The sequence below is a fragment of the Oricola cellulosilytica genome, assembly GCF_019966575.1.
Lineage (GTDB): Bacteria > Pseudomonadota > Alphaproteobacteria > Rhizobiales > Rhizobiaceae > Oricola > Oricola cellulosilytica.
On the sequence record NZ_JAINFK010000006.1, the window covers coordinates 230129 to 248346 of the forward strand.

15 protein-coding genes and 1 tRNA gene are annotated in these 18218 nt (G+C 60.3%); 5 read left to right on the forward strand and 11 right to left on the reverse strand.

Translation table 11 applies throughout. The features are described 5' to 3' along the window. Positions 1 to 4: 4 nt before the first annotated feature. The 4 genes from LC298_RS15580 to LC298_RS15595 form a co-directional block, all read right to left on the reverse strand. The gene (locus LC298_RS15580; RefSeq protein ID WP_131569432.1) at positions 5 to 418 is read right to left on the reverse strand and encodes an MAPEG family protein; all 414 of its coding nucleotides are present in this window, start codon (positions 416 to 418) and stop codon (positions 5 to 7) included. A gap of 69 nt (positions 419 to 487) precedes the next feature. Next, positions 488 to 1990, reverse strand: coding sequence for an IMP dehydrogenase (guaB, locus tag LC298_RS15585; RefSeq protein ID WP_131569429.1), 1503 nt, complete (start codon positions 1988 to 1990; stop codon positions 488 to 490). A gap of 174 nt (positions 1991 to 2164) precedes the next feature. Further along, a complete protein-coding gene (locus LC298_RS15590; RefSeq protein ID WP_131569427.1) occupies positions 2165 to 2878 on the reverse strand; it encodes an RlmE family RNA methyltransferase in 714 nt (237 codons plus the stop codon). Next, positions 2875 to 4461, reverse strand: a complete 1587-nt coding sequence (locus LC298_RS15595) for a Ppx/GppA phosphatase family protein (RefSeq protein ID WP_131569425.1) — start codon at positions 4459 to 4461, stop codon at positions 2875 to 2877. The genes LC298_RS15590 and LC298_RS15595 overlap by 4 nt, the downstream gene beginning before the upstream one ends. A 172-nt stretch (positions 4462 to 4633) precedes the next feature. Here LC298_RS15595 and LC298_RS15600 point away from each other — a divergent pair. After that, a tRNA-Gln gene (locus LC298_RS15600) sits at positions 4634 to 4707 on the forward strand. Positions 4708 to 5205: 498 nt separating this feature from the next. Here the strand turns inward: LC298_RS15600 and LC298_RS15605 are convergent. From LC298_RS15605 to tcuA, 3 genes are all read right to left on the reverse strand, one after another. Beyond that, entirely contained in the window at positions 5206 to 5841 is a 636-nt protein-coding gene (locus tag LC298_RS15605; RefSeq protein WP_131569423.1) for a hypothetical protein, read from the reverse strand. Between the two features lie 346 nt (positions 5842 to 6187). Next, complete coding sequence (gene tcuB / locus LC298_RS15610; protein WP_131569421.1) at positions 6188 to 7255, reverse strand: tricarballylate utilization 4Fe-4S protein TcuB; 1068 nt, start codon at positions 7253 to 7255, stop codon at positions 6188 to 6190. Next, the gene (tcuA, locus tag LC298_RS15615) at positions 7245 to 8648 is read right to left on the reverse strand and encodes an FAD-dependent tricarballylate dehydrogenase TcuA (protein ID WP_131569419.1); all 1404 of its coding nucleotides are present in this window, start codon (positions 8646 to 8648) and stop codon (positions 7245 to 7247) included. Before tcuA ends, tcuB begins: the two co-directional genes overlap by 11 nt. A gap of 60 nt (positions 8649 to 8708) precedes the next feature. Between tcuA and LC298_RS15620 the strand changes: the two genes are divergently transcribed. Together LC298_RS15620 and LC298_RS15625 are read left to right on the forward strand one after the other, a co-directional pair. Further along, the gene (locus LC298_RS15620) at positions 8709 to 9359 is read left to right on the forward strand and encodes a GntR family transcriptional regulator (protein ID WP_131569417.1); all 651 of its coding nucleotides are present in this window, start codon (positions 8709 to 8711) and stop codon (positions 9357 to 9359) included. A 5-nt stretch (positions 9360 to 9364) separates the two neighbouring features. Next, positions 9365 to 10390, forward strand: a complete 1026-nt coding sequence (locus tag LC298_RS15625) for an AbrB family transcriptional regulator (protein WP_199223291.1) — start codon at positions 9365 to 9367, stop codon at positions 10388 to 10390. 11 nt (positions 10391 to 10401) lie between these two features. Here LC298_RS15625 and LC298_RS15630 read toward each other — a convergent pair whose 3' ends face one another. From LC298_RS15630 to LC298_RS15640, 3 genes are all read right to left on the reverse strand, one after another. Then, positions 10402 to 11484 carry a 4-oxalomesaconate tautomerase gene (locus LC298_RS15630; protein WP_131569413.1) on the reverse strand — a complete coding sequence of 361 codons (1083 nt, stop codon included), beginning with the start codon at positions 11482 to 11484 and terminating at the stop codon, positions 10402 to 10404. Positions 11485 to 11497: 13 nt separating this feature from the next. Beyond that, the gene (locus tag LC298_RS15635; RefSeq protein ID WP_131569411.1) at positions 11498 to 13528 is read right to left on the reverse strand and encodes a tripartite tricarboxylate transporter permease; all 2031 of its coding nucleotides are present in this window, start codon (positions 13526 to 13528) and stop codon (positions 11498 to 11500) included. A 73-nt stretch (positions 13529 to 13601) separates the two neighbouring features. Then, positions 13602 to 14699 carry a type 2 periplasmic-binding domain-containing protein gene (locus tag LC298_RS15640; RefSeq protein ID WP_199223290.1) on the reverse strand — a complete coding sequence of 366 codons (1098 nt, stop codon included), beginning with the start codon at positions 14697 to 14699 and terminating at the stop codon, positions 13602 to 13604. Between the two features lie 143 nt (positions 14700 to 14842). Here LC298_RS15640 and LC298_RS15645 point away from each other — a divergent pair, with 143 nt between their 5' ends. Both LC298_RS15645 and LC298_RS15650 read left to right on the forward strand, forming a co-directional pair. Continuing rightward, entirely contained in the window at positions 14843 to 15511 is a 669-nt protein-coding gene (locus LC298_RS15645; protein WP_131569409.1) for a response regulator transcription factor, read from the forward strand. Next, the gene (locus LC298_RS15650) at positions 15508 to 16890 is read left to right on the forward strand and encodes a sensor histidine kinase (RefSeq protein WP_131569407.1); all 1383 of its coding nucleotides are present in this window, start codon (positions 15508 to 15510) and stop codon (positions 16888 to 16890) included. The genes LC298_RS15645 and LC298_RS15650 overlap by 4 nt, the downstream gene beginning before the upstream one ends. Before the next feature lie 223 nt (positions 16891 to 17113). Here the strand turns inward: LC298_RS15650 and LC298_RS15655 are convergent, their stop codons facing one another. Then, entirely contained in the window at positions 17114 to 18091 is a 978-nt protein-coding gene (locus LC298_RS15655; protein WP_131569405.1) for a D-2-hydroxyacid dehydrogenase family protein, read from the reverse strand. Positions 18092 to 18218 lie beyond the last annotated feature (127 nt).

Here is an 18218-nt window from a genome sequence, read left to right on the forward strand (position 1 = left end):
CCGCTCAGTTGAGCGCCAACCTCCAGGCAAACAGTATCCACATCGCCGCGAGGATGAAGAACCCGGCGATGAAAACGCGGCGGCGGATCATAATCTTGTTGGTCGTTACGTGGACCAATGCATGACCGATCCGCGAAAGCGCGAAAAGCCAGGCGAGCGCCACCGTCACCGCATCCACCGACGACGTCTGATAAAGCGCGAGGCAAACAACGTAGAAAAGCACAGGCAGTTCGAACTGGTTCTCGACGTTGCGCGCCGCCGACGCGCTCAGTTCCGGATCCTTGGGGATCTTGAAATCCTGCCCCCGGGCTTCTCCGGCCCTTATTGCGCGGACCCTCCGCATGCTCATCACCACGTACACTCCGTAGGTCAAAGCGATCTGCGCGATCACCGGCCAGAATATGGCTGTCTGTTCCATGTTCCCCTCAACCCGCCGATTGGCGATCCCCGATAGGCAGCTCACGGCATGCCGAAATCATCCGTAGCTTCATACACCGCCGGGGTAATTCGGGCTCTCGCGGGTGATCGTGACGTCGTGGGCGTGACTTTCACGCTGGCCGGCGCCGGTGATGCGAACGAAAGTTGCCTTCTGCGAAAAATCCTCCAGCGAGCGGCATCCGGTATAGCCCATTGCGGCACGCAAGCCGCCGGCAAGCTGGTGCAACACCGCAGCGACGGGCCCCTTGTAGGGAACCTGTCCCTCGATCCCTTCGGGCACCAGCTTCAGTTCGTCGCGTACCTCGGCCTGGAAATAGCGGTCTGCGGACCCGCGGGCCATCGCCCCGACCGACCCCATGCCGCGATAGGCCTTGTACGAGCGTCCCTGATGCAGATAGACCTCGCCCGGGCTCTCCTCGGTGCCGGCCAGCAGCGAGCCGACCATCGCCGCGCCCGCGCCGGCGGCAAGGGCCTTCGCCAGATCTCCGGAAAATTTGATTCCGCCATCGGCGATAACCGAAATGCCCGACCGGGCTGCTTCCTCAGCAGACGCCATGATCGCGGCAAGCTGCGGCACGCCGACACCCGCGACGATGCGGGTCGTGCAGATCGAGCCGGGACCAATGCCGACCTTAACCGCATCTGCGCCCGCGTCGATCAGCGCCTTGGTGCCGTCCACCGTAGCGACGTTGCCGGCGATGATACGCACCGAGTTCGACATCTTCTTCACCCGGCCGACCGAATCGAGCACGCGCTGCGAATGACCGTGTGCGGTATCGATGACGATGACGTCGATGCCGGCGTCGAGAAGCCGCTCGGCCCTCTCTTGCGCATCGGTGCCGACGCTGACGGCGGCGCCCGCCCGCAGCCGTCCCTGGGCATCCTTGGCAGCGTGCGGATTGAGCTGCGATTTTTCAATGTCCTTCACCGTGATGAGCCCGACGCAGTACCCCCGGTCATCGACAACCAGAAGCTTTTCGATCCGGTGCTGATGCAGCAGCCGCTTCGCCTCGTCCTGATCGACTGTCTCACGCACGGTGACGAGCTTCTCGCGCGTCATCAATTCATGAACCTTTTGCCCGGGATCGGACGCGAAGCGCACATCGCGGTTGGTCAATATGCCGACAAGGCGGCCGGGCTTCTGGCTTCCGGTTCCGGCGTTTTCGACGACCGGGATGCCGGAGATGCGGTTGGCCTGCATCAGCGCCAGTGCGTCGGCAAGCGTGGCATCAGGGCCGATGGTCACAGGATTGACGACCATGCCGGATTCGAACTTCTTGACCTGCCGGACTTCCTCGGCTTGGGCCTGGGGGGTGAGATTTCGGTGTATGATGCCAAGTCCGCCGGCCTGGGCCATCGCGATGGCGAGACGCGACTCGGTCACCGTGTCCATGGCCGACGAGATGATCGGCAGCGACAACTCGATATCCTTGGCGATGACTGTGCGGATATCTGCTTCACCGGGCATTATCTCGGAATGCGCGGGCTGCAGCAGCACATCGTCAAAGGTCAGCGCGTGCGCGCCGGTTATGGTCTGGAGGATCGTCGCCATCGCTCTTCGTTCCGTCAAAATGGGATGCCGGAAGAAATCCGGCGCTTGCGTTGGCAGTGGCTGGTACCACGCTTGTTTGCAGCGCGAAAGCCTGCCGCGAGCGATAATGGCGAAAAGTCGTGAGTGAGGAATTGGGCCGACGCCCTGGACCCGGACAGGGCATGGTCGTGACGGTTAGCCGTTCCCGCGAAAATCCTTCGCAAGAATATAGAGCTCCACCGATTCAGCGCGCGAGGCCGCTGGCTTGACATGCGCCACCGATTTGAAGTTGCGCTTCAACAGATCGAGAAGGTCCTTTTCGGTGCCGCCTTGGAAGGTCTTCGCCAGGAAATGGCCTCCGGGTTTCAGCGTCTTGACCGCAAAATCGGCCGCGACCTCGCACAGATGCATTGTGCGTAAATGGTCGGTGTTGCGATGGCCGATCGTCGGCGCGGCCATGTCCGACAGGACAACGTCCGGCGGCCCGCCAAGGGCCTCGAGCAGCCGCTCCGGCGCGTCGTCGTCCAGAAAATCCGTCTGGAGGATCTCGACCCCGGGCATCGTGTCCATTTCCAGATAGTCGATCGCGGCGATGCGCTTGTCGGCGTCGGTCGAGCCGACACGCCCTGCGGCGACCTGGCACCAGCCGCCCGGCGCCGCACCAAGATCGATCACCCGGTCGCCCTTTTTCAGAAGACCATGCCTGTCGTCGATCTCGATCAGCTTGTAGGCGGCCCGAGAGCGCATGCCTTCGGCTTTCGCGCGCTGCACGTAAGGATCGTTGATCTGACGCTCTATCCAGCGGCGCGAGGAATTCTTCAGTCCCCGTCCCTTCTTGACCCGCTGGTTGATGCTTCTCCCGCCACGGCCCGACGATGCGCCGCCGCGGGGCGGTTTCCTGCCGCTCATCGCCGGCTCCAGCGCGAGCGGTTGCGATACGGATTGGCGCCCCTGCGCCAAGCTCCGTCCGATGCCATCATTTCCGTCAACAACCCTTCTCGCAACCCGCGGTCAGCTACGCGCAGGCGCTTGCTCGGCCAGACACGGCGAATGGCCTCAAGGATCGCGCAGCCCGCCAGAACCAGATCGGCCCTGTCGGCACCGATGCACGGATTGGCGACACGCTCCTCGAACGACCACGAGAGAAGCCGCGCGTTCATGGCGTCCACTTCGTCCGAGCTCATCCACAGACCATCAACCCGCCGCCGGTCATAACGCGGCAGATCAAGATGGATTCCGGCAAGCGTGGTCACCGTCCCGGATGTGCCGAGCAGGTGGAACCCGTCATTGCCGACGCGGTCGGCAAGCCTGTCGCGGTCCTTGAAGGCTAGGAGCATGTCCGTCGCGTAGTCGGTCATATCGCTGAAGATCTGCCCGGTGACATGGTGGCCGCCGAATTTTTCCGACAAGGTGACGACGCCGATCTTGAGTGAAGTCCACGCAACGATATGATCCGCCAGACGCCGGCTCCGGCGATCCTTGACATCGACCAGTGCGATTTCCGACGAACCGCCGCCGATGTCGAACAAGACCACAGAATCGGTTTCGCGACCCACCAGCGAACTGCAGCCGCTGACCGCGAGCCGGGCCTCGGTTTCACGATCAACGATTTCGAGATCCAGGTCGGTTTCGGTTCGCACACGCTCCAGGAACTGAGGGCCGTTTGCCGCCGATCGGCAGGCTTCCGTCGCGATCAGCCGGGTGCGGCGAACCGGCTTCGACCGGAGCTTGTCGCGGCAGACCCTGAGCGCATCGACAGCGCGATCCATCGCCAACGGGTTGAGCTCGCCGGTACGCGAGAGGCCTTCCCCCAGCCGGACAATCCGCGAAAAGGCGTCGACCACGCGAAACTGTCCCGGCCGCGTCGGCACGGCGACGAGCAGCCGGCAATTGTTGGTTCCCAGATCCAACGCGGCATAAAAGTCCGGCGTCGCCGAGGCGGGCGGGCGCGATGCGGGGCCCGACGAGGGTCCCGGGTTCGGGGCGGGCGCCTGCAATCCCAGCGAGGCCTGCGGCGCGATTCCGGACTGGGGTGCGGAGGCATGGGCCGCCATACTGACCGGCTGGCCGGTTTTCCGACCGCGCCGTCGGCGCTTGCGCCGGACAGGAGGCTCATCCGTCTTTCCGGCTTTCGGCTGCGCGACCCCATGCGCCGGGCCGGTCACCTGTGGGCCAGCGGCCTGTTCGGCGCCGGATGGCGGCGTGGCGGCATGCGCCGCCCGGGACGCGCCGCGCCGTCTTCGGCGCCGCTTGCGCCCACGCTTTTCCTTATGATGGTCGAGACTTCCGTCATGCACTGGCGCACCGTTCTGGCGCCCGTCCCCGCCGCCTTCTCCAGGCGACGCGGAATGCCCGGTACCGCTTTCGGCCGCGCTGCCCTTCCTCGGGCTGCCACCGCCGCCGACACCGCCCGAAACCGCCCGGCTCGGGTCGGTTTCAGGTCCGGAGGGCCCCGATCCGGATGCGAAGGCATCCGCTTCGGCGTCCTTCACCGCTGTTCCCTTCCTGCGCCGCGCGGCCAAAAACGGCGCTGCAGGCACATGTCATTTGCTGTTGGAGGGAACCTACCAGCGCTCGACGGATTTACCAAGCGCATTCGTGCGGTCAACGGTTTGCATTTTTCGGCGCGACCCTCTATATCGCCGGTCTCGCAAGGCGAGTTGTTGGGGAATAGGTTAACGGTAGACCCACGGACTCTGACTCCGTTAGTCCTGGTTCGAATCCAGGTTCCCCAGCCAGTCACCTTAAGTTATTGATATAACTAGCTTTTCTCCCTAAATAGTGGCGAGAATTCAAAGGCATGCGGCCTTCCGGCGCAAACTGAGACTACGTTTTCGCCGCCAAATATGCCCTGAATCGCCGAAAGTCTCTGTCGGCCATTTCAGGACTGACAGTTTGCTAAATCAGCATCGGCAGCACATCGGCAAATGTTCGTCTAAACAAGCCAAATTTTACAAACAGAGACTGGTTCGCAGTTGGTGAGACGAAGTTCGAATCCAGAATGCCCAGCCAACCACCATAAGTTATTGATAATACTTTATTTCCTCCCTTAATAGTGGCGAAAAATCAAAGGCATACGGCTTTCCTGCGCAAACAGAGACGGGGTTTTCGCCGCGAAATAACGCCTGAATCGCCGAAAGTCTCTGTCGGCCATTTCGGGACTGACAGTTTGCTAAATCAGCATCGACGAACCATCGTAAGCAGTTGGTAATAAGGCGGTTTTCCAAGCGATAGCGTCAGCGCGTAGCGACGATGCGGCGCTGGACCTGCCAGTCGGACGGCAGCGGATTCTGACCCAGCCATTTGGCGGTCAGCCCAGCGGGCTGAACACCATTCATGACCGACTTCACGAGATCCGGAGCAAGGAAGGCCAAGTCGATCACCTGCAAGATGCGGCGCTTCGAGAGGTTCTCCGATGCCGCGATTTCCTCGAATGTCTCACCCTGCTTGATCGCATTGTAATACTGATGCGCCTTCGCGATGTTGCGGATCAGGACTTCATCCAGCGCTTTCGTCTGGGCGGCCCCGATGATCAATTTGGTCTCGACACCGCGCTTCCTGAACTGAAATGGGATCGAATGACGAAGCACGTCGACATTGATGCATGCAGGTGCGATGGCGAGCCAAGCGGCAACGGCTTCAGTATTCAGGGCAAGCTCAATGCTGCCCGGAGCGATCGTGGCTCGCTCGATGCAGGAGAGGATTGTTTCCAGGCTCTGAGCCGACTTCCCTGATGGGGTTCTGTCCAGCAGATCCCGGATCCGTCCGATATCATCGATCGACGGATCGGCCAGGAAATTAAACGGCAAAAGGTCGCGAAGATGCGTCTGAACAGAGGCTGCAAGTTGCTGCTCCAGTGACTTCGCCGGCAACCGCCCTCCGCCTGCGGTTTTGGATTCGCCGGTGTCGCCATTCCATGAGCATCCGGCTGGAGATGTCACTACTCGGAAAGATGTCCAAAACAATCCGAAGGCGGACTCTTCTGACGCAAGCCGTGATGTCCGCGAAGTGCCGCAAGCGGTCTCTTCTGGGTAATTGTCAAGCCATGGATGCCGATATCCTCGCCCGTCCCCCAACAAGGCAACGTGGCACATCGTAGTGCCGGCGAAGGACCCGTCTAAGAGATCGGAAACGGATATGCCGGTGATTATTGCGGTCTCGTATGAGAAAGATCGGGATCACCTGCTTGGCAAAAGGGAGAATTACGAACTGGCCATCTCACGTCCGGCGAGAGAGTGCTGCCTCTTTCACCAGCGCGGTCAGCCGATAGAAACCATGAGCCATCTTGGTGTACGGCGTGAGCAAAAAGAAGGCCAGCACGGCGCCGAGGTGCAACACCAGAAGTGCCGGCATCAGCGACGTGCCGCCGAGGAGATACAGTACAAGACCGCTCAACGCGACAAAGCCGAGCAGGAGTACGAAGCCCATTTCCCCGCCCCAAGCGGCGGCCGCGCCGAGATGGCGGTCTGACTTCAGCTTCAGCCACACCATCCATGCGGCGCCGGCGGTCAGCGCTATTCCGCCATTCACCCCGAGCAGTTTGGGCGGTGACCAGAAACCGTAGGGCGCATACAGGCCAAAACCGTAGTGCATTATGGTAGCGGAGCATGTCGCGGCGAAGCAGAGTAGGAAACCGTACATCACCGCCTGATGCGCATAACGCCGGGCATGGCTGAACCGGTCTTCTTCTTCGAAATTGCATCCATCCCCGTGACCGCCCGCGAGGTTCTTCATCTTAGCTGCCGAACCGAAAGCCGCGATAGTGTCCGACAAGCTCAGGCCCCCGCCGCCCGTCGCTCGCCAGTATCGACGCAGGCTGATCGCGATGCTGACAAGCGGCAAGAGGAACGCCGGCGCAAACACCGCGACCATGGTGCCATGCGCGATGACAGCGTAGAAGCCCTTGCCGCCTTGCGGAACAAATGTCCGCACCATCCAAAACAACAGCGCGAAACCCACGACAGTTGCTATTGCGACCATCACGCCATGCTTCTGGAACACCCGAGCGAAACCGCGCGGCCAGGCAAACTTCTCCCAACTGGTCTCGCGCACATCCGCGAGAATGCCGGGTAGATTGAGATTGAACTCATGCGGTGCAGTGTATTGGCAGGCATAGTAGCAGCCGCGGCAGTTATGGCAGAGATTGGCTAGCTGGGTGAGGTTGCCATCCGAAAAGGCGCGCTCACGGTGCAGCGCCGGAAAGACAGAGCAATAGCCTTCGCAGTAACGGCAGGCATTGCAGATTTCGGCTTGGCGACGAGCCTCCTGGAGAAGATTAGCTTGCATAGGCGGCAGCCTCCCGTCCTGCGATGCGTCCGAAGACGGTGCCGATCGTCATCCCGAAGCCGGCAAGATAGCCCTGTCCGAGGATCGATCCGGCCATGGTTTCCCCCGCCGCCCACAGATTCCTGACCGAGCCTGCATCGGTGCTGCACTGGGCAAGCTCGTCTACCTTCAGACCGAGATAAGTGAAGGTCACGCCGGTTCGCAGCGAGTAACCGTAAAACGGCGGCTCGTTGATCGGGCGGGCCCAGTTGGTCTTCGGCGGCGCGACACCCGAGGTTGCCACGCCGTCAAGTTCGGTCGGATGAAATGCCGAGGTATCGCCACAGGCCGCATTGAACGCGTCGATCGTTTTCCGAAGCTTATCGGCTGGCAGGCCGAACTCGCCGGCAAGTTCCTCGATGCTGTCCGCCTTGATCGGCGGAAATACCGACGGCATGAACAACTCGAGCGACTTTGAATCGATAATGACGTAACCCACTTGGTCCGGCTGTGCCGCAACGAGCCGGCCCCAGATCGCATAGCGCTTGGGCCAAACTTCTTCGCCCTCGTCATAGAAGCGCTCGGCATTCTTGTTGACCACGATAGAAAACGGCACGCAGTCAAGCCGGGTAACGATCCCGCCATCGAACTTTGGCGCCCGGCCGTCAATAGCGACGGCATGGCACTGTGTCGGATCGCCCACGGATCGCACACCCTGTTCGAGGAGATCGGCGAGAACAACGCCCCGGTTGTAAGGGGTTCCGCGGATCAGGAAATTCTGCGCGGCAGGGCCCCATGCGCGGGCCAACCACTCCGTATCGCCCTGGAAACCACCGGAGGCAACAATGACGGCCTTGGGCGTGATGCGGCGCGTCTCGCCGCCCTGGGTATAATCGACCCAGTCTACTCGATGTTCCTTGAGCTCCAGATGGAAGACTTTCGCCTCGTAGATGACATCCACGCCAAGGCCGGCAGCCGTCCGGTAATAGGCGTTGACCAGCGACTTGCCACCGCCGAGGAAGAAGGCATTCGTACGCCCCAGCGACAGCGTGCCGGACAGCGAGGGTTGGAAGCGGACGCCATGCGCTTCCATCCAACGATAGCTCTCTTCCGAGGAGCGGATCGCAAGGCGCGCCAGCACCGGATCGGTGTTGCCCCCGGTGACCTTGAGGAGGTCCTGATAGTACTCGTCCTCGGTGTATTCACCGGTGAGCACGCCCAGCGGGCCGTCGTGCATGCAGCGAAAATTCCGCGTGTGCCGGCTGTTGCCGCCGCGATAGGGCTTCGGCGCCGCTTCCACGATCGTTACACTTGCGCCGGCCTCGCGGGCGGTTATCGCAGCGCTCAGGGCCGCGTTGCCGCCGCCGATCACCAGAACGTCGGGGGATCGCGGGTCAGAATGAACTTTTGACATGCGCCTGGAACTCCTGTAACTGGCATGTATCCGCGCGGATACAAAAAGGCAACCCGCCGCATGAGTTCTGACAGGAAAATTTCCCAATCGAGCGGCGAGGCGGCTTATGCGGCGCTTATGGCCGCCTTGCGCGACGGCACCTACGCTCCCGGTGAGCGGCTTCGCGAGGAGGAAGTCGGTGAGCGTCTCGGCCTGTCGCGCACGCCCGTCCGCGAGGCGCTGCGGCGTTTGGAAGCACACGGCGTCGTCGAGCATCGACCCCGCCTCGGCGCGGTTATTCGATCCCTTGGTCACACGGAAACCGTCGAGCTCTACGAAATGCGCATCGTCCTCGAGCGGACGGCAGCCGAGATGGCGGCACGGCATGGCGCTGAGGCCGAGTTCGACACCCTCGGGGAACTCAACGATTCGATCGAGGACCAGCGCGACAACCCGTCGATCGGCTCCGCCATCAACCAGGATTTTCATCGCTGCCTGTATCTCGCAGGGCGCAACCGGTTTCTGCTCGATGCGGCACGGGCTATTACCAATTCGCTACTTCTGCTTGGGCCGACCACCTATTCCGACCCAGAGCGGGTCGATGTCGTAGTCGCCGAGCATCGCATGATCGTGGATGCCCTTAGGACGCGCGACGCGAAGGCGGCGGGCGAGGCAGCCGAAGCGCATTTGCAGAATTCGCTGCGCTACCGCCTCAAAGGCCTCGGCGCATGATGCCGGTGGCCGGTACCTTTCTGATCGCTGGCATCGGCGTCTTTTTTTTTAATGCCTTCAATCTTCCGCTGCCTTGGCTGCTGGGCCCCATCTTCGCCTGCCTGATCGCGGCGGTGGCAGGCGTGCCGATGCGGGGTATCAAGATCCTCAATGACGGCATGCGGACCATTCTCGGCGTGGCGGTCGGGGCGACGCTCACACCTGCAGTATTGGCCACATTTCCCTCGATGCTGCCTACCTTGATCCTAGTGCCAGCGATGGTGGCATGCATCGGGTTCATCGGCGTGCCTTATTTCCGGCGGTTGTGCGGCTATGACTTTCCCACCGCCTATTATGCGGCCATGCCGGGTGGGCTGCAGGACATGCTACTCTTCGGTGAGGAAGCAGGCGGCAATATCCGAACCTTGAGCCTGATTCACGCAACGCGCGTGGTGGTCATTGTCGCGGCGCTGCCGTTTTTCCTGAGAGGTTTCTGGGGAGCGGACCTGACCAATCCGCCCGGCGCGCCGGCGTCGACGATTCCGGTCCTCGAACTGGCCATCATGGCCGGCTGCGCCCTCGTCGGCTGGCAGATTGCGCAGAGGATCGGCATGTTCGGGGCCTCAATTCTCGGCCCGCTCATCCTCGCCGCCATAGTAACCGTGACGGGCGGTCTGCACTACCGCCCGCCTGCGGAGGCGATCTGGGCGGCCCAATTTTTCATCGGCATGTTCGTCGGCAGCAAATATACCGGCATCACGATGGATGAGATTCGCCATGATCTCGCTGCGGGCCTGGGCTTCTGCGTGATCCTGATCATTCTGACGGTGGTGTTCGTCGAGGCGATCTACGGGCTGGGACTTGCGCCCGGTATCGAAGCATTGCTTGCATTCGCGCCGGGAGGCCAGGCGGAGCTAACCGTGCTAGCGCTCGTGGTCGGGGCCGACGTTGCATTCGTTGTCGCCCACCATGTCCTGCGCATTTTCATCGTAATCATCGGAGCGCCGTTGACCGCACGAGTGTTTGCCTCGGCGTTCCGAAGGCCATCCTGAAAACATACCGCTCAAGCCAAACCCGATGATGGCACATACACGTGCCCGGACATCAACTTTCGCGCCGTGCGCAACAGGCCGGCGGACTTCAAGTCGAATTGGCCGCTCTCGACCGACGCATCCATAACCACTTCGATCATGCCACTCGTGTGCTCGATTTCAAGAACGGCCGGATTACCCCCCGGCAACTGTGCCAAGCCTGCGGCGACAGTTCCCGGCGCCATCAAGCATGAACCCGTGCAAATCGACCCCGTGACCGCGAAGGAGGGGTGAGTCGTCCACGGCATAAAATAGCGTGCCGCGATCGCGCCGCCGCGGCGCGGTCTTGCCAACAGGCCGAATTTGGGCACGACTGACGTCGCCACATCGGCGAAACCCATCAATTCGCCTGCCTTGATGCGAACCGGCTCGAAGCGCTCGAACAGTTCCCTGTTGACGTCCAACTCTTCGCGGCTCTCATATCCGGTGATGCCGAAATCCTCAGACCGGCCGATCACCATCGGCATTGCCACGTCGATGCAGGTGACTTCAAAGCCATCGACGAGGTCGATCGCATTGCCTGTCGGGAACATTGCGCCGGTCTTCGAACCCACGATGTTCATGAAGTTAAGGATGACCGGAGCAGCCGTACCGTTGACACCGTTGATTGCCGCGTCGCCCTCATAGTTGACGATGCCGCCAGGCGTTTGCACTTTGGCTTCGACCAAAGCGCCCGTATTGGTGCTGCGAATGCGCACGCTGGTCTCATCGCCGGTCGCTGCAACGAGACCCATTTCGATGGCGGCGGGCCCGACTCCTGACAGTATGTTCCCACAGGTCGGGGAGAAGTCGACTTCTTCTTTCTCAACGGCCACCTGGGCAAAAAAGTAGTCGACATCCGCCGATTCGTCGTCAGATTTCGAGAGCATCGCGACCTTCGTGGTCACGGCGTTGCCACCGCCGACGCCGTCGATGTTGAGTGGATGACCGGCGCCCACCACGGCGATGAGAACCTTGGCCAATTCACCGAGGTCTTCCGGCAGGTCCTTGCGATTGAAGTACGGCCCGCGAGAGGTGCCACCGCGCATGAAAATGCAGGGAATTTTTGCTTGCATCGTTTCGGCTCCTCTAGCGCAGCGGCCACGGAAGATCGGCATAGCTCTGCAACAGACCCGGCGGAAAATCGCGGTTAAGCATCCACGCCATAAAGGAGATGAAGGCGATGCCGAGTGCCGAATAGAAAGCCGCGTGAAGCCATTTGAGGCCGGCCCGCATCCGGAGGAAGGCCACGAGAAATAGCGCGAGAGCGATGATGAAACCGAAAAGCCCGCTGAGCGCCAGCAGTACGGCAAACCAGGCAAGCGTCGACCACAAGCCATGCGGCGCGTCGGCATCCTCTCCGGATATCTCGCGATCGGCGAAAACAATATCCGTTTCCGGCCGGCGCATCATTTGCGCGAGCAGAACCAGGCACCCCGCGAGGGCGATAATCGAGATCGTCATCGGCACAATCTTGTCGCCGATCAGCCGGTCATTGATCAAGGACGCGTTCCAGTAGGTCGCGACGAGATAGGCGATGACGGCGAGCAGGAAGACCATCGGTGCGCGTTTGGACCCGGATTTCACGTCTCCTTCGGCCATAATGCTTTTTGCCTGGCGAATTCCGAGGACGACGGACACAACGGTCACGATCAACAACACGATGACTATCGGACTGAAGATGTATTCCAGCCCTGCCTCGGTGCTTTCGCGAAAACGGAAGCTGGCAATCTGGAACGCCTGATTGGTGAATTTCTCGACCGGATTGGAAAGGACAAAGCCGATCAGGAAGGCGGGGCGCGACCAGTCGAAGCGACGTAGCAGGATGCCCAGAAAACCAAACACGAAGAGCGCGACGAGGTCGGCAAAATTCTGGCCTGACTGGAACGCGGCAAAGGCGATCAACATGAACAGGAACGGAGCAATCAGGGTGAACCGGATGGTTGTCAGCCGGGCAATGCCCCCGGACGCCGCGATGCAAAGTACCGTACCGAGCACATTGGCCAGTGCGAGCAGCCAAACGATCGCGTAGGTCATGTCGAGATTGTTCTTCAACATACCGGGTCCGACCTCGATCGTGCCGGAACCCAACAACGCAATCGCCCCGATAAAAATGGCCATTGAGCCGGAGCCTGGGATTCCGAACAGCAAGGTAGGGACCAAACCTCCCCCCTCCTTGGCATTATTTGAGCTTTCCGGGCCGATGACGCCGCGCACTTCGCCATTTCCGAAGCCGGACTTCTCCCTTGTCGATTGTACCGTGTGGCCGTAGGCAATCCAGTCCACGACCGAGCCGCCGAGCCCGGGAATCACGCCGACGATCACTCCTATGACCGAACAGCGCAGCGAGAGCCACCGGTTGGCCCACCAGTCCTTCACCCCATCGAGCCATCCGGCACCCAACTCTGCATTTGCCGCAATGGCACGATCCTGCCGTAGCAGGGATACGATCTCGGGAATTGCGAAAATGCCCAAACCAACGATGACGAGTTTGAACCCGTCGACGATATAGGGGATGTCATAGGTTGCCATCCGCAGGCTTCCGCCGGAATCGGCGGCGCCTATGGTGCCGACCACGAGGCCGAAGCCCGCGGCAGCCACGCCCTTAATAGCGACCCGCCCAGCAAGGATTGCCACCATGGAAAGGCCAAGGATCGTCATCATCAGCATTTCCGACAGGCCAAATGACAGAACGATCGGGCGCGCAACAAGAATGAATAAGGTCAGGAACGCGGCGCCCATCAGGCCGCCGAAAAGAGATGAGGCAAAGGCGGCCGAAAGCGCGCGTGCCGCCTGTCCCTTCTTTGCCAGGGGAAAACCGTCAAGCACCGTCGCCTGGCTGGCAGACGAGCCGGGTATTCCCATTAGCACGGAGGCGAAGGTGTCGGAGGTCGGAACCACCGCGACCATGCCGATCATCAGTGCCAGACCATAGATCGGTTCCATTCCGAACATGAAGGGAAGAAGCAGCGAAAGGCCGGCAATGCCGCCGAGGCCCGGGAAAACGCCAATGCAAAGGCCCATCACGACGCCCAGCAGAAGGTAGCCAAGGACAACCGGCTGCAAAATCAGCTCGAATGCCTGTCCAAGAGCGGGCAACGCTCCCCACAATGCTTCCATTATCCGTCCCCCCCGCATGGCAGCGGAACCGGACCCTAGATGAGCCCGGCTCCAAATCGTCGGCTTTGCCGGTTTATTTCAGTTCGACACCATATGCGTCGGAGAGCCACTTCACGACGAAGTCTTTCGCATCCGGGGAAATGGTTGTGGCTTCCTTCGCCGCTTTCACGGCCCCAGCACCCACAAACATGGGATATTTGCCAACCCTCTTGGCCGAAATCTCAGCAAAATCCGGCCGTGACCGCACGGCCTCGAAGGCCGCAACGTATGTGTCAACCACAGCCTGGCTGATCCCGGCGGGCAGGAACGCAATCTTCTGAGAGGGAAAGCCCGCGACGAAAAACGCCTTCCATGCATCCCATGCCGGACCGGACGTCTCACAACCGTCGGTCGCTTCGCAGACCTCCTTGAAGGTCGGCATGTCAGGGAAGGTGGGATCGCGCACGATGTTGCCGTCTTCGTCCAGTGCGCCCCAGCTCATCATCGGCACCGCGTCGCCGGCCTCTACCATATCGAGCGAACCGCCGAGGTAACCCGATGAGGTCTGGTAGTCGATGTTTGCCTCGCCGCGCTCGAACATCAGGCGGCCGTCGCCGCGGCCCTTGATTCCGAAGACCGGTTCGACATTCATTCCCAGCATCTCCCAGGCAAGCAGCGGGACCAGATCAAGGCTGGTTGCCCCTTGCGCGCCGTAGATGAATCTGGTGTCCTTGAGTGCATTGGCCGAGCCGTCGAACTTGGCGCCGTCTTCCTTATTCAGATAGGCCACCCCGCCGGTACCGGTGGCCATCACCGGCGTCCAATCCCGGTATTCGTAACGGACACGCGGGTCGCCGAGAAGATAGGGGAACTGTGTAGAGCCGGAGGTGCCGAACAGGATCGTGCCGTAACCATCTTCCTGCGTCTGGAACCAGTTCGCCCCTTTTGTTGAGCCTGCACCAGGCATGAACTTCACCACCACGGTCGGCTCGCCGGGCAGAGCTTCCGAAAGCAGCGGCGCAAAGAAATTTGCCCATTTGGCGGAACCGCCGGTCTCGGAGAACGGAATGGTCCACTCCACGGTCTTGCCGGTCATGTCGACTGCGTGCGATTCGCCGTTCGCTTCAACGCCCACCGTCAGTGCGACTGTGCCGGCCGCCAGCAGTGAAGAGATTTTTTTTAGTATAGTCATGGGGTCCTCCCGGATTGCGCATGGGAGAAGGCCGCCGGACGGATGTCCATCTAAGCATCTCCTCCCAAAATGCCTTGTTGACATCTGCGCTGGTAGCCCATGAACCTTTCACCCAGCTTTCAGATCATTCTTGCGGGAATTTTGTGCGCATCGCCATCGTTGAAGATAACAGACCGTTGGCCGGCGGGATCGCCAAGGCCTTTGAAGCGGAAGGCCACGGCGTTGACCTTCTGCATGTCGGCACGGGCGCGGCGGATTTTCTGCTTGGCGAAAAGCTCGACCTGATCATCCTGGATGTCAATTTGCCGGGGTGTTCGGGCCTCGAGATTTTGGAATCACTCCGCGGTGCGGGAAACCATGCTCCGGTGATACTGCTGACCGCGCGCGACGCCATCGAAGACAAGGTCAGCGGCCTGGACCTCGGGGCGGACGACTATCTGACCAAGCCGTTCGAACTTGCCGAGCTGCTTGCCCGGGCCCGCGCCCTGTTGAGGCGGGCCGACAAGGAAATCGCCACCACGTCGCAATTGGGGCGAGTGGTCATTGATTCAGCCGCACGGCAGGTCTCCGTCGACGGCGCTGTAATCGATTTGCCCCGCCGCGAATTTGCGTTGCTTGAAGCACTGATGAGCTCCAGAGGCGGCGTCGTCTCCAAGACCCAAATCCTGGACCATCTCTACGGAACCGGCGCCGAGGTCGAGGAAAGTGCAGTCGAATTGTATGTACATCGCCTGCGCAAGAAACTGGCGGGATCGGGCACGGAGATCAAGACGGTGCGCGGGCTCGGTTATTGCCTGCGGTCAGTTGCATGAATTCCATTCGCACGAGGCTTTTGATTTGGCTGCTGATACCGCTGTCCACGGTGGCCGCCATCGTCTCGCTCGAAACGTTTTATTCTGCGCAGCGCGTATCCAAGGATCTGCATGACCGGACCCTTTTGGCGGCTATGCTCACACTCTCTGAGAACATCGTCGCGTCCAGCGGCACACTGCTTGCGGACAACACACTGAAAATGCTCACCGATAATCTCGGCGACGAGTTCTTCTATTACGTAAAGGGACCGCGCGGCGCCTTTATCACAGGATATTCCGCATTTCCGAAAATACCCGAAGGCATCGTTCTCGAGGACGAGAGGCCAATATTTTACGACGGACGCTATCGCGAAGCTCCGGTTCGCGTGACAGCAGTTCGCCAGTACCTCTCCGGCGGTCAGATTAACGGGCTGACGACGATCATTACGTGGCAGAAAACGACTACGCGCGACCGACTGACTATATCACTGTTCGTGCGCTCGCTCTTGCGGCTCGTTCTGGTCGTACTGGCCGCTGGCGCCATCGTTTGGTTCGCGGTCAGCCGCGGCTTGCGCCCAATCAGCGAATTGCAAGACGCGATCGAAAACCGTTCGCCGCACGATTTGACGCCGATCAGGAGGTCGATGCCGATCGAATTGTCCGGCATTGTCGGGTCGATGAATGCGTTGTTCAAACGCGTTGCGCGGTCCAAGCAGAATCGCGAGCAGTTCATAGGTAATGCTGCTCATCAGCTTCGCAATCCTATCGCGGCCATCAAGGTCCAGGCGCAAGCGGCGCTCGCCTCCGACAGCAAGGCCGATCTGCACTCGGCGCTCGTCGAAATAGTCGAGGCAAGCGACCATACCGGCAAAATGATCAACCAAATGCTTTCCAGCGCAAGCGCTCACGCCCTCAGCAAGGAAAACATGAGAGCGTTCGACCTTGCCCGAGTTGTGGCAGATGCCACGCAGGCGGTTGCGGTCTCAGCGCTTGAAAAAGGTCAGGACATTTCGCTGGATATGCAAATCGAATCGCTGGCCTATCGCGGCCATGAGATACTCATGCGGGAAGCGATCATAAATCTGGTCGACAATGCCGTGCGCCACAATGGAAGCGATAGCAGCATAAAGGTGCACCTGAGGCTTGCGGACAACCGTCAGGTCATCGACATTGGGGTCACCGATACGGGCAGATCCTTCGACGAAGAGATGCTCATCGCGCTGTCACAACCCTTTTCGACCGGGGAGCAGACCAACTCAGGCAGCGGGCTTGGATTGTCGCTGGCAAAGGACGTCGCGAAGTCGCATGGGGGTTATCTTGACGTAACCTCCCGCAACGAGCCGGCGGGCAAGACCATTTCGATCAAATTGCCGGTGCAGAAAGCAGCGCTTAGCGCCTGAACCTGGCTTTCAGCCGCGAAGGCATTCCGAGAATGTCGAGATCATTTGTTGCCGGCTCCCGGCGGGACTCAAATGCCCTTGCCAACCCTTGCGCCGCGCGTATCCGTGCGAAAAATTCCGAGCTTCTCATATTGTATCCTTTCGGATACAATATAGATCGCATTTCCGGAAGCAGCACCTCTTCGATTGATATGACGGCCATGCGAAAGTGCATGCGTCGCTCCTAACGGTTCGGCCATATCTCCGGGTTGATCATGTGGATCGGGTGCCCCGCTTCATAGGCGAGGATCTGGTCGAATATATCCGCGAATTGCAAGTCATACTCTTCTCTGCTCACGTAACCGATGTGCGGGGTACACACGACACTCTCCATATGCAGCAAAGGATGATCGGTGTTATCGACGGGTTCCTCTTCATAGACGTCGATCGCGGCCATGCCGGGTCGGCCACTTTGCAACGCGGAAACCAGTGCTCCTTGCTCGATCAATCCTGCGCGGCTGGTATTAACCAGAAGCGCGTCAGATTTCATCCGGGCAAGATCGTCGGGAGTAATCATGCCCCTGGTCGCCGGATAGAGCCGGACATGCAGGGAAACAATATCGCTGGTCATAAAAAACTCTTCGCGTGACTCCGCCTGCCGATAACCATCCGCCACCGCATCGGCGCAAGACACTTCACCTCCCCAAACCTGCACATCCATGCCGAACGCGCGCGCGTATCCCGCGACCGCCTTGCCGATGCGGCCGTAGCTCCAGACACCAAGCGTTTTGCCGCGAACGGTGTGGCCGACGCCGATCTGCCACCTGCCATCCTTTAACGCCGCCATTTGTTGCGGAATCTGCCGCATGGCCGCCAGAATGAGGCCGAAGGTCAATTCGGCTGCAGCATAAGACGGGGTACCAGCATGCATGTTGGAGCATAGAAGCACCCTATTTCGGGTGCAGGCCTCAACATCAATATGCGGGTAGACACTACGCTGACTGATCAGTTTCAAATTAGGTAATCGGTCCAGAAGTTCTGCTGTTATTCTGGTGCGCTCCCGAAACAGAACGAGTGCCTCGGCATCATGCAGCCGCTCCGCTATCGCATCTGTTTCCCGCAGGTGGTCGGTCCAGACATTAACATCGTGGCCGTTAAGCTTGTCAAAGCACGGCAGCGTTCGCAGCGTATCGAAATAATCGTCCAGAATGGAGATTCTCATGCCGATAGGTCGTGTTCGCCCAGTTCGCTGTCAATCGTTCGCCCAGCCACCGCTTCTAGGCTCAGGACCTATTAATTTGGTTTGAGATGTGATTCAGGATTTCCGAACAGGAGGTTCTGATGGGTGA

What these genes read in the sequence shown, in the direction of transcription:
- LC298_RS15635 (WP_131569411.1), bottom strand. Translation starts at nt 13,528, where the DNA reads ATGGAAGCATTGTGGGGAGCGTTGCCCGCTCTTGGACAGGCATTCGAG.
- tcuA (WP_131569419.1), bottom strand. Translation starts at nt 8,648, where the DNA reads ATGTCAAAAGTTCATTCTGACCCGCGATCCCCCGACGTTCTGGTGATC.
- tcuB (WP_131569421.1), bottom strand. Translation starts at nt 7,255, where the DNA reads ATGCAAGCTAATCTTCTCCAGGAGGCTCGTCGCCAAGCCGAAATCTGC.
- LC298_RS15640 (WP_199223290.1), bottom strand. Translation starts at nt 14,699, where the DNA reads ATGACTATACTAAAAAAAATCTCTTCACTGCTGGCGGCCGGCACAGTC.
- LC298_RS15630 (WP_131569413.1), bottom strand. Translation starts at nt 11,484, where the DNA reads ATGCAAGCAAAAATTCCCTGCATTTTCATGCGCGGTGGCACCTCTCGC.
- LC298_RS15655 (WP_131569405.1), bottom strand. Translation starts at nt 18,091, where the DNA reads ATGAGAATCTCCATTCTGGACGATTATTTCGATACGCTGCGAACGCTG.
- LC298_RS15590 (WP_131569427.1), bottom strand. Translation starts at nt 2,878, where the DNA reads ATGAGCGGCAGGAAACCGCCCCGCGGCGGCGCATCGTCGGGCCGTGGC.
- LC298_RS15580 (WP_131569432.1), bottom strand. Translation starts at nt 418, where the DNA reads ATGGAACAGACAGCCATATTCTGGCCGGTGATCGCGCAGATCGCTTTG.
- LC298_RS15620 (WP_131569417.1), top strand. Translation starts at nt 8,709, where the DNA reads ATGAGTTCTGACAGGAAAATTTCCCAATCGAGCGGCGAGGCGGCTTAT.
- guaB (WP_131569429.1), bottom strand. Translation starts at nt 1,990, where the DNA reads ATGGCGACGATCCTCCAGACCATAACCGGCGCGCACGCGCTGACCTTT.
- LC298_RS15650 (WP_131569407.1), top strand. Translation starts at nt 15,508, where the DNA reads ATGAATTCCATTCGCACGAGGCTTTTGATTTGGCTGCTGATACCGCTG.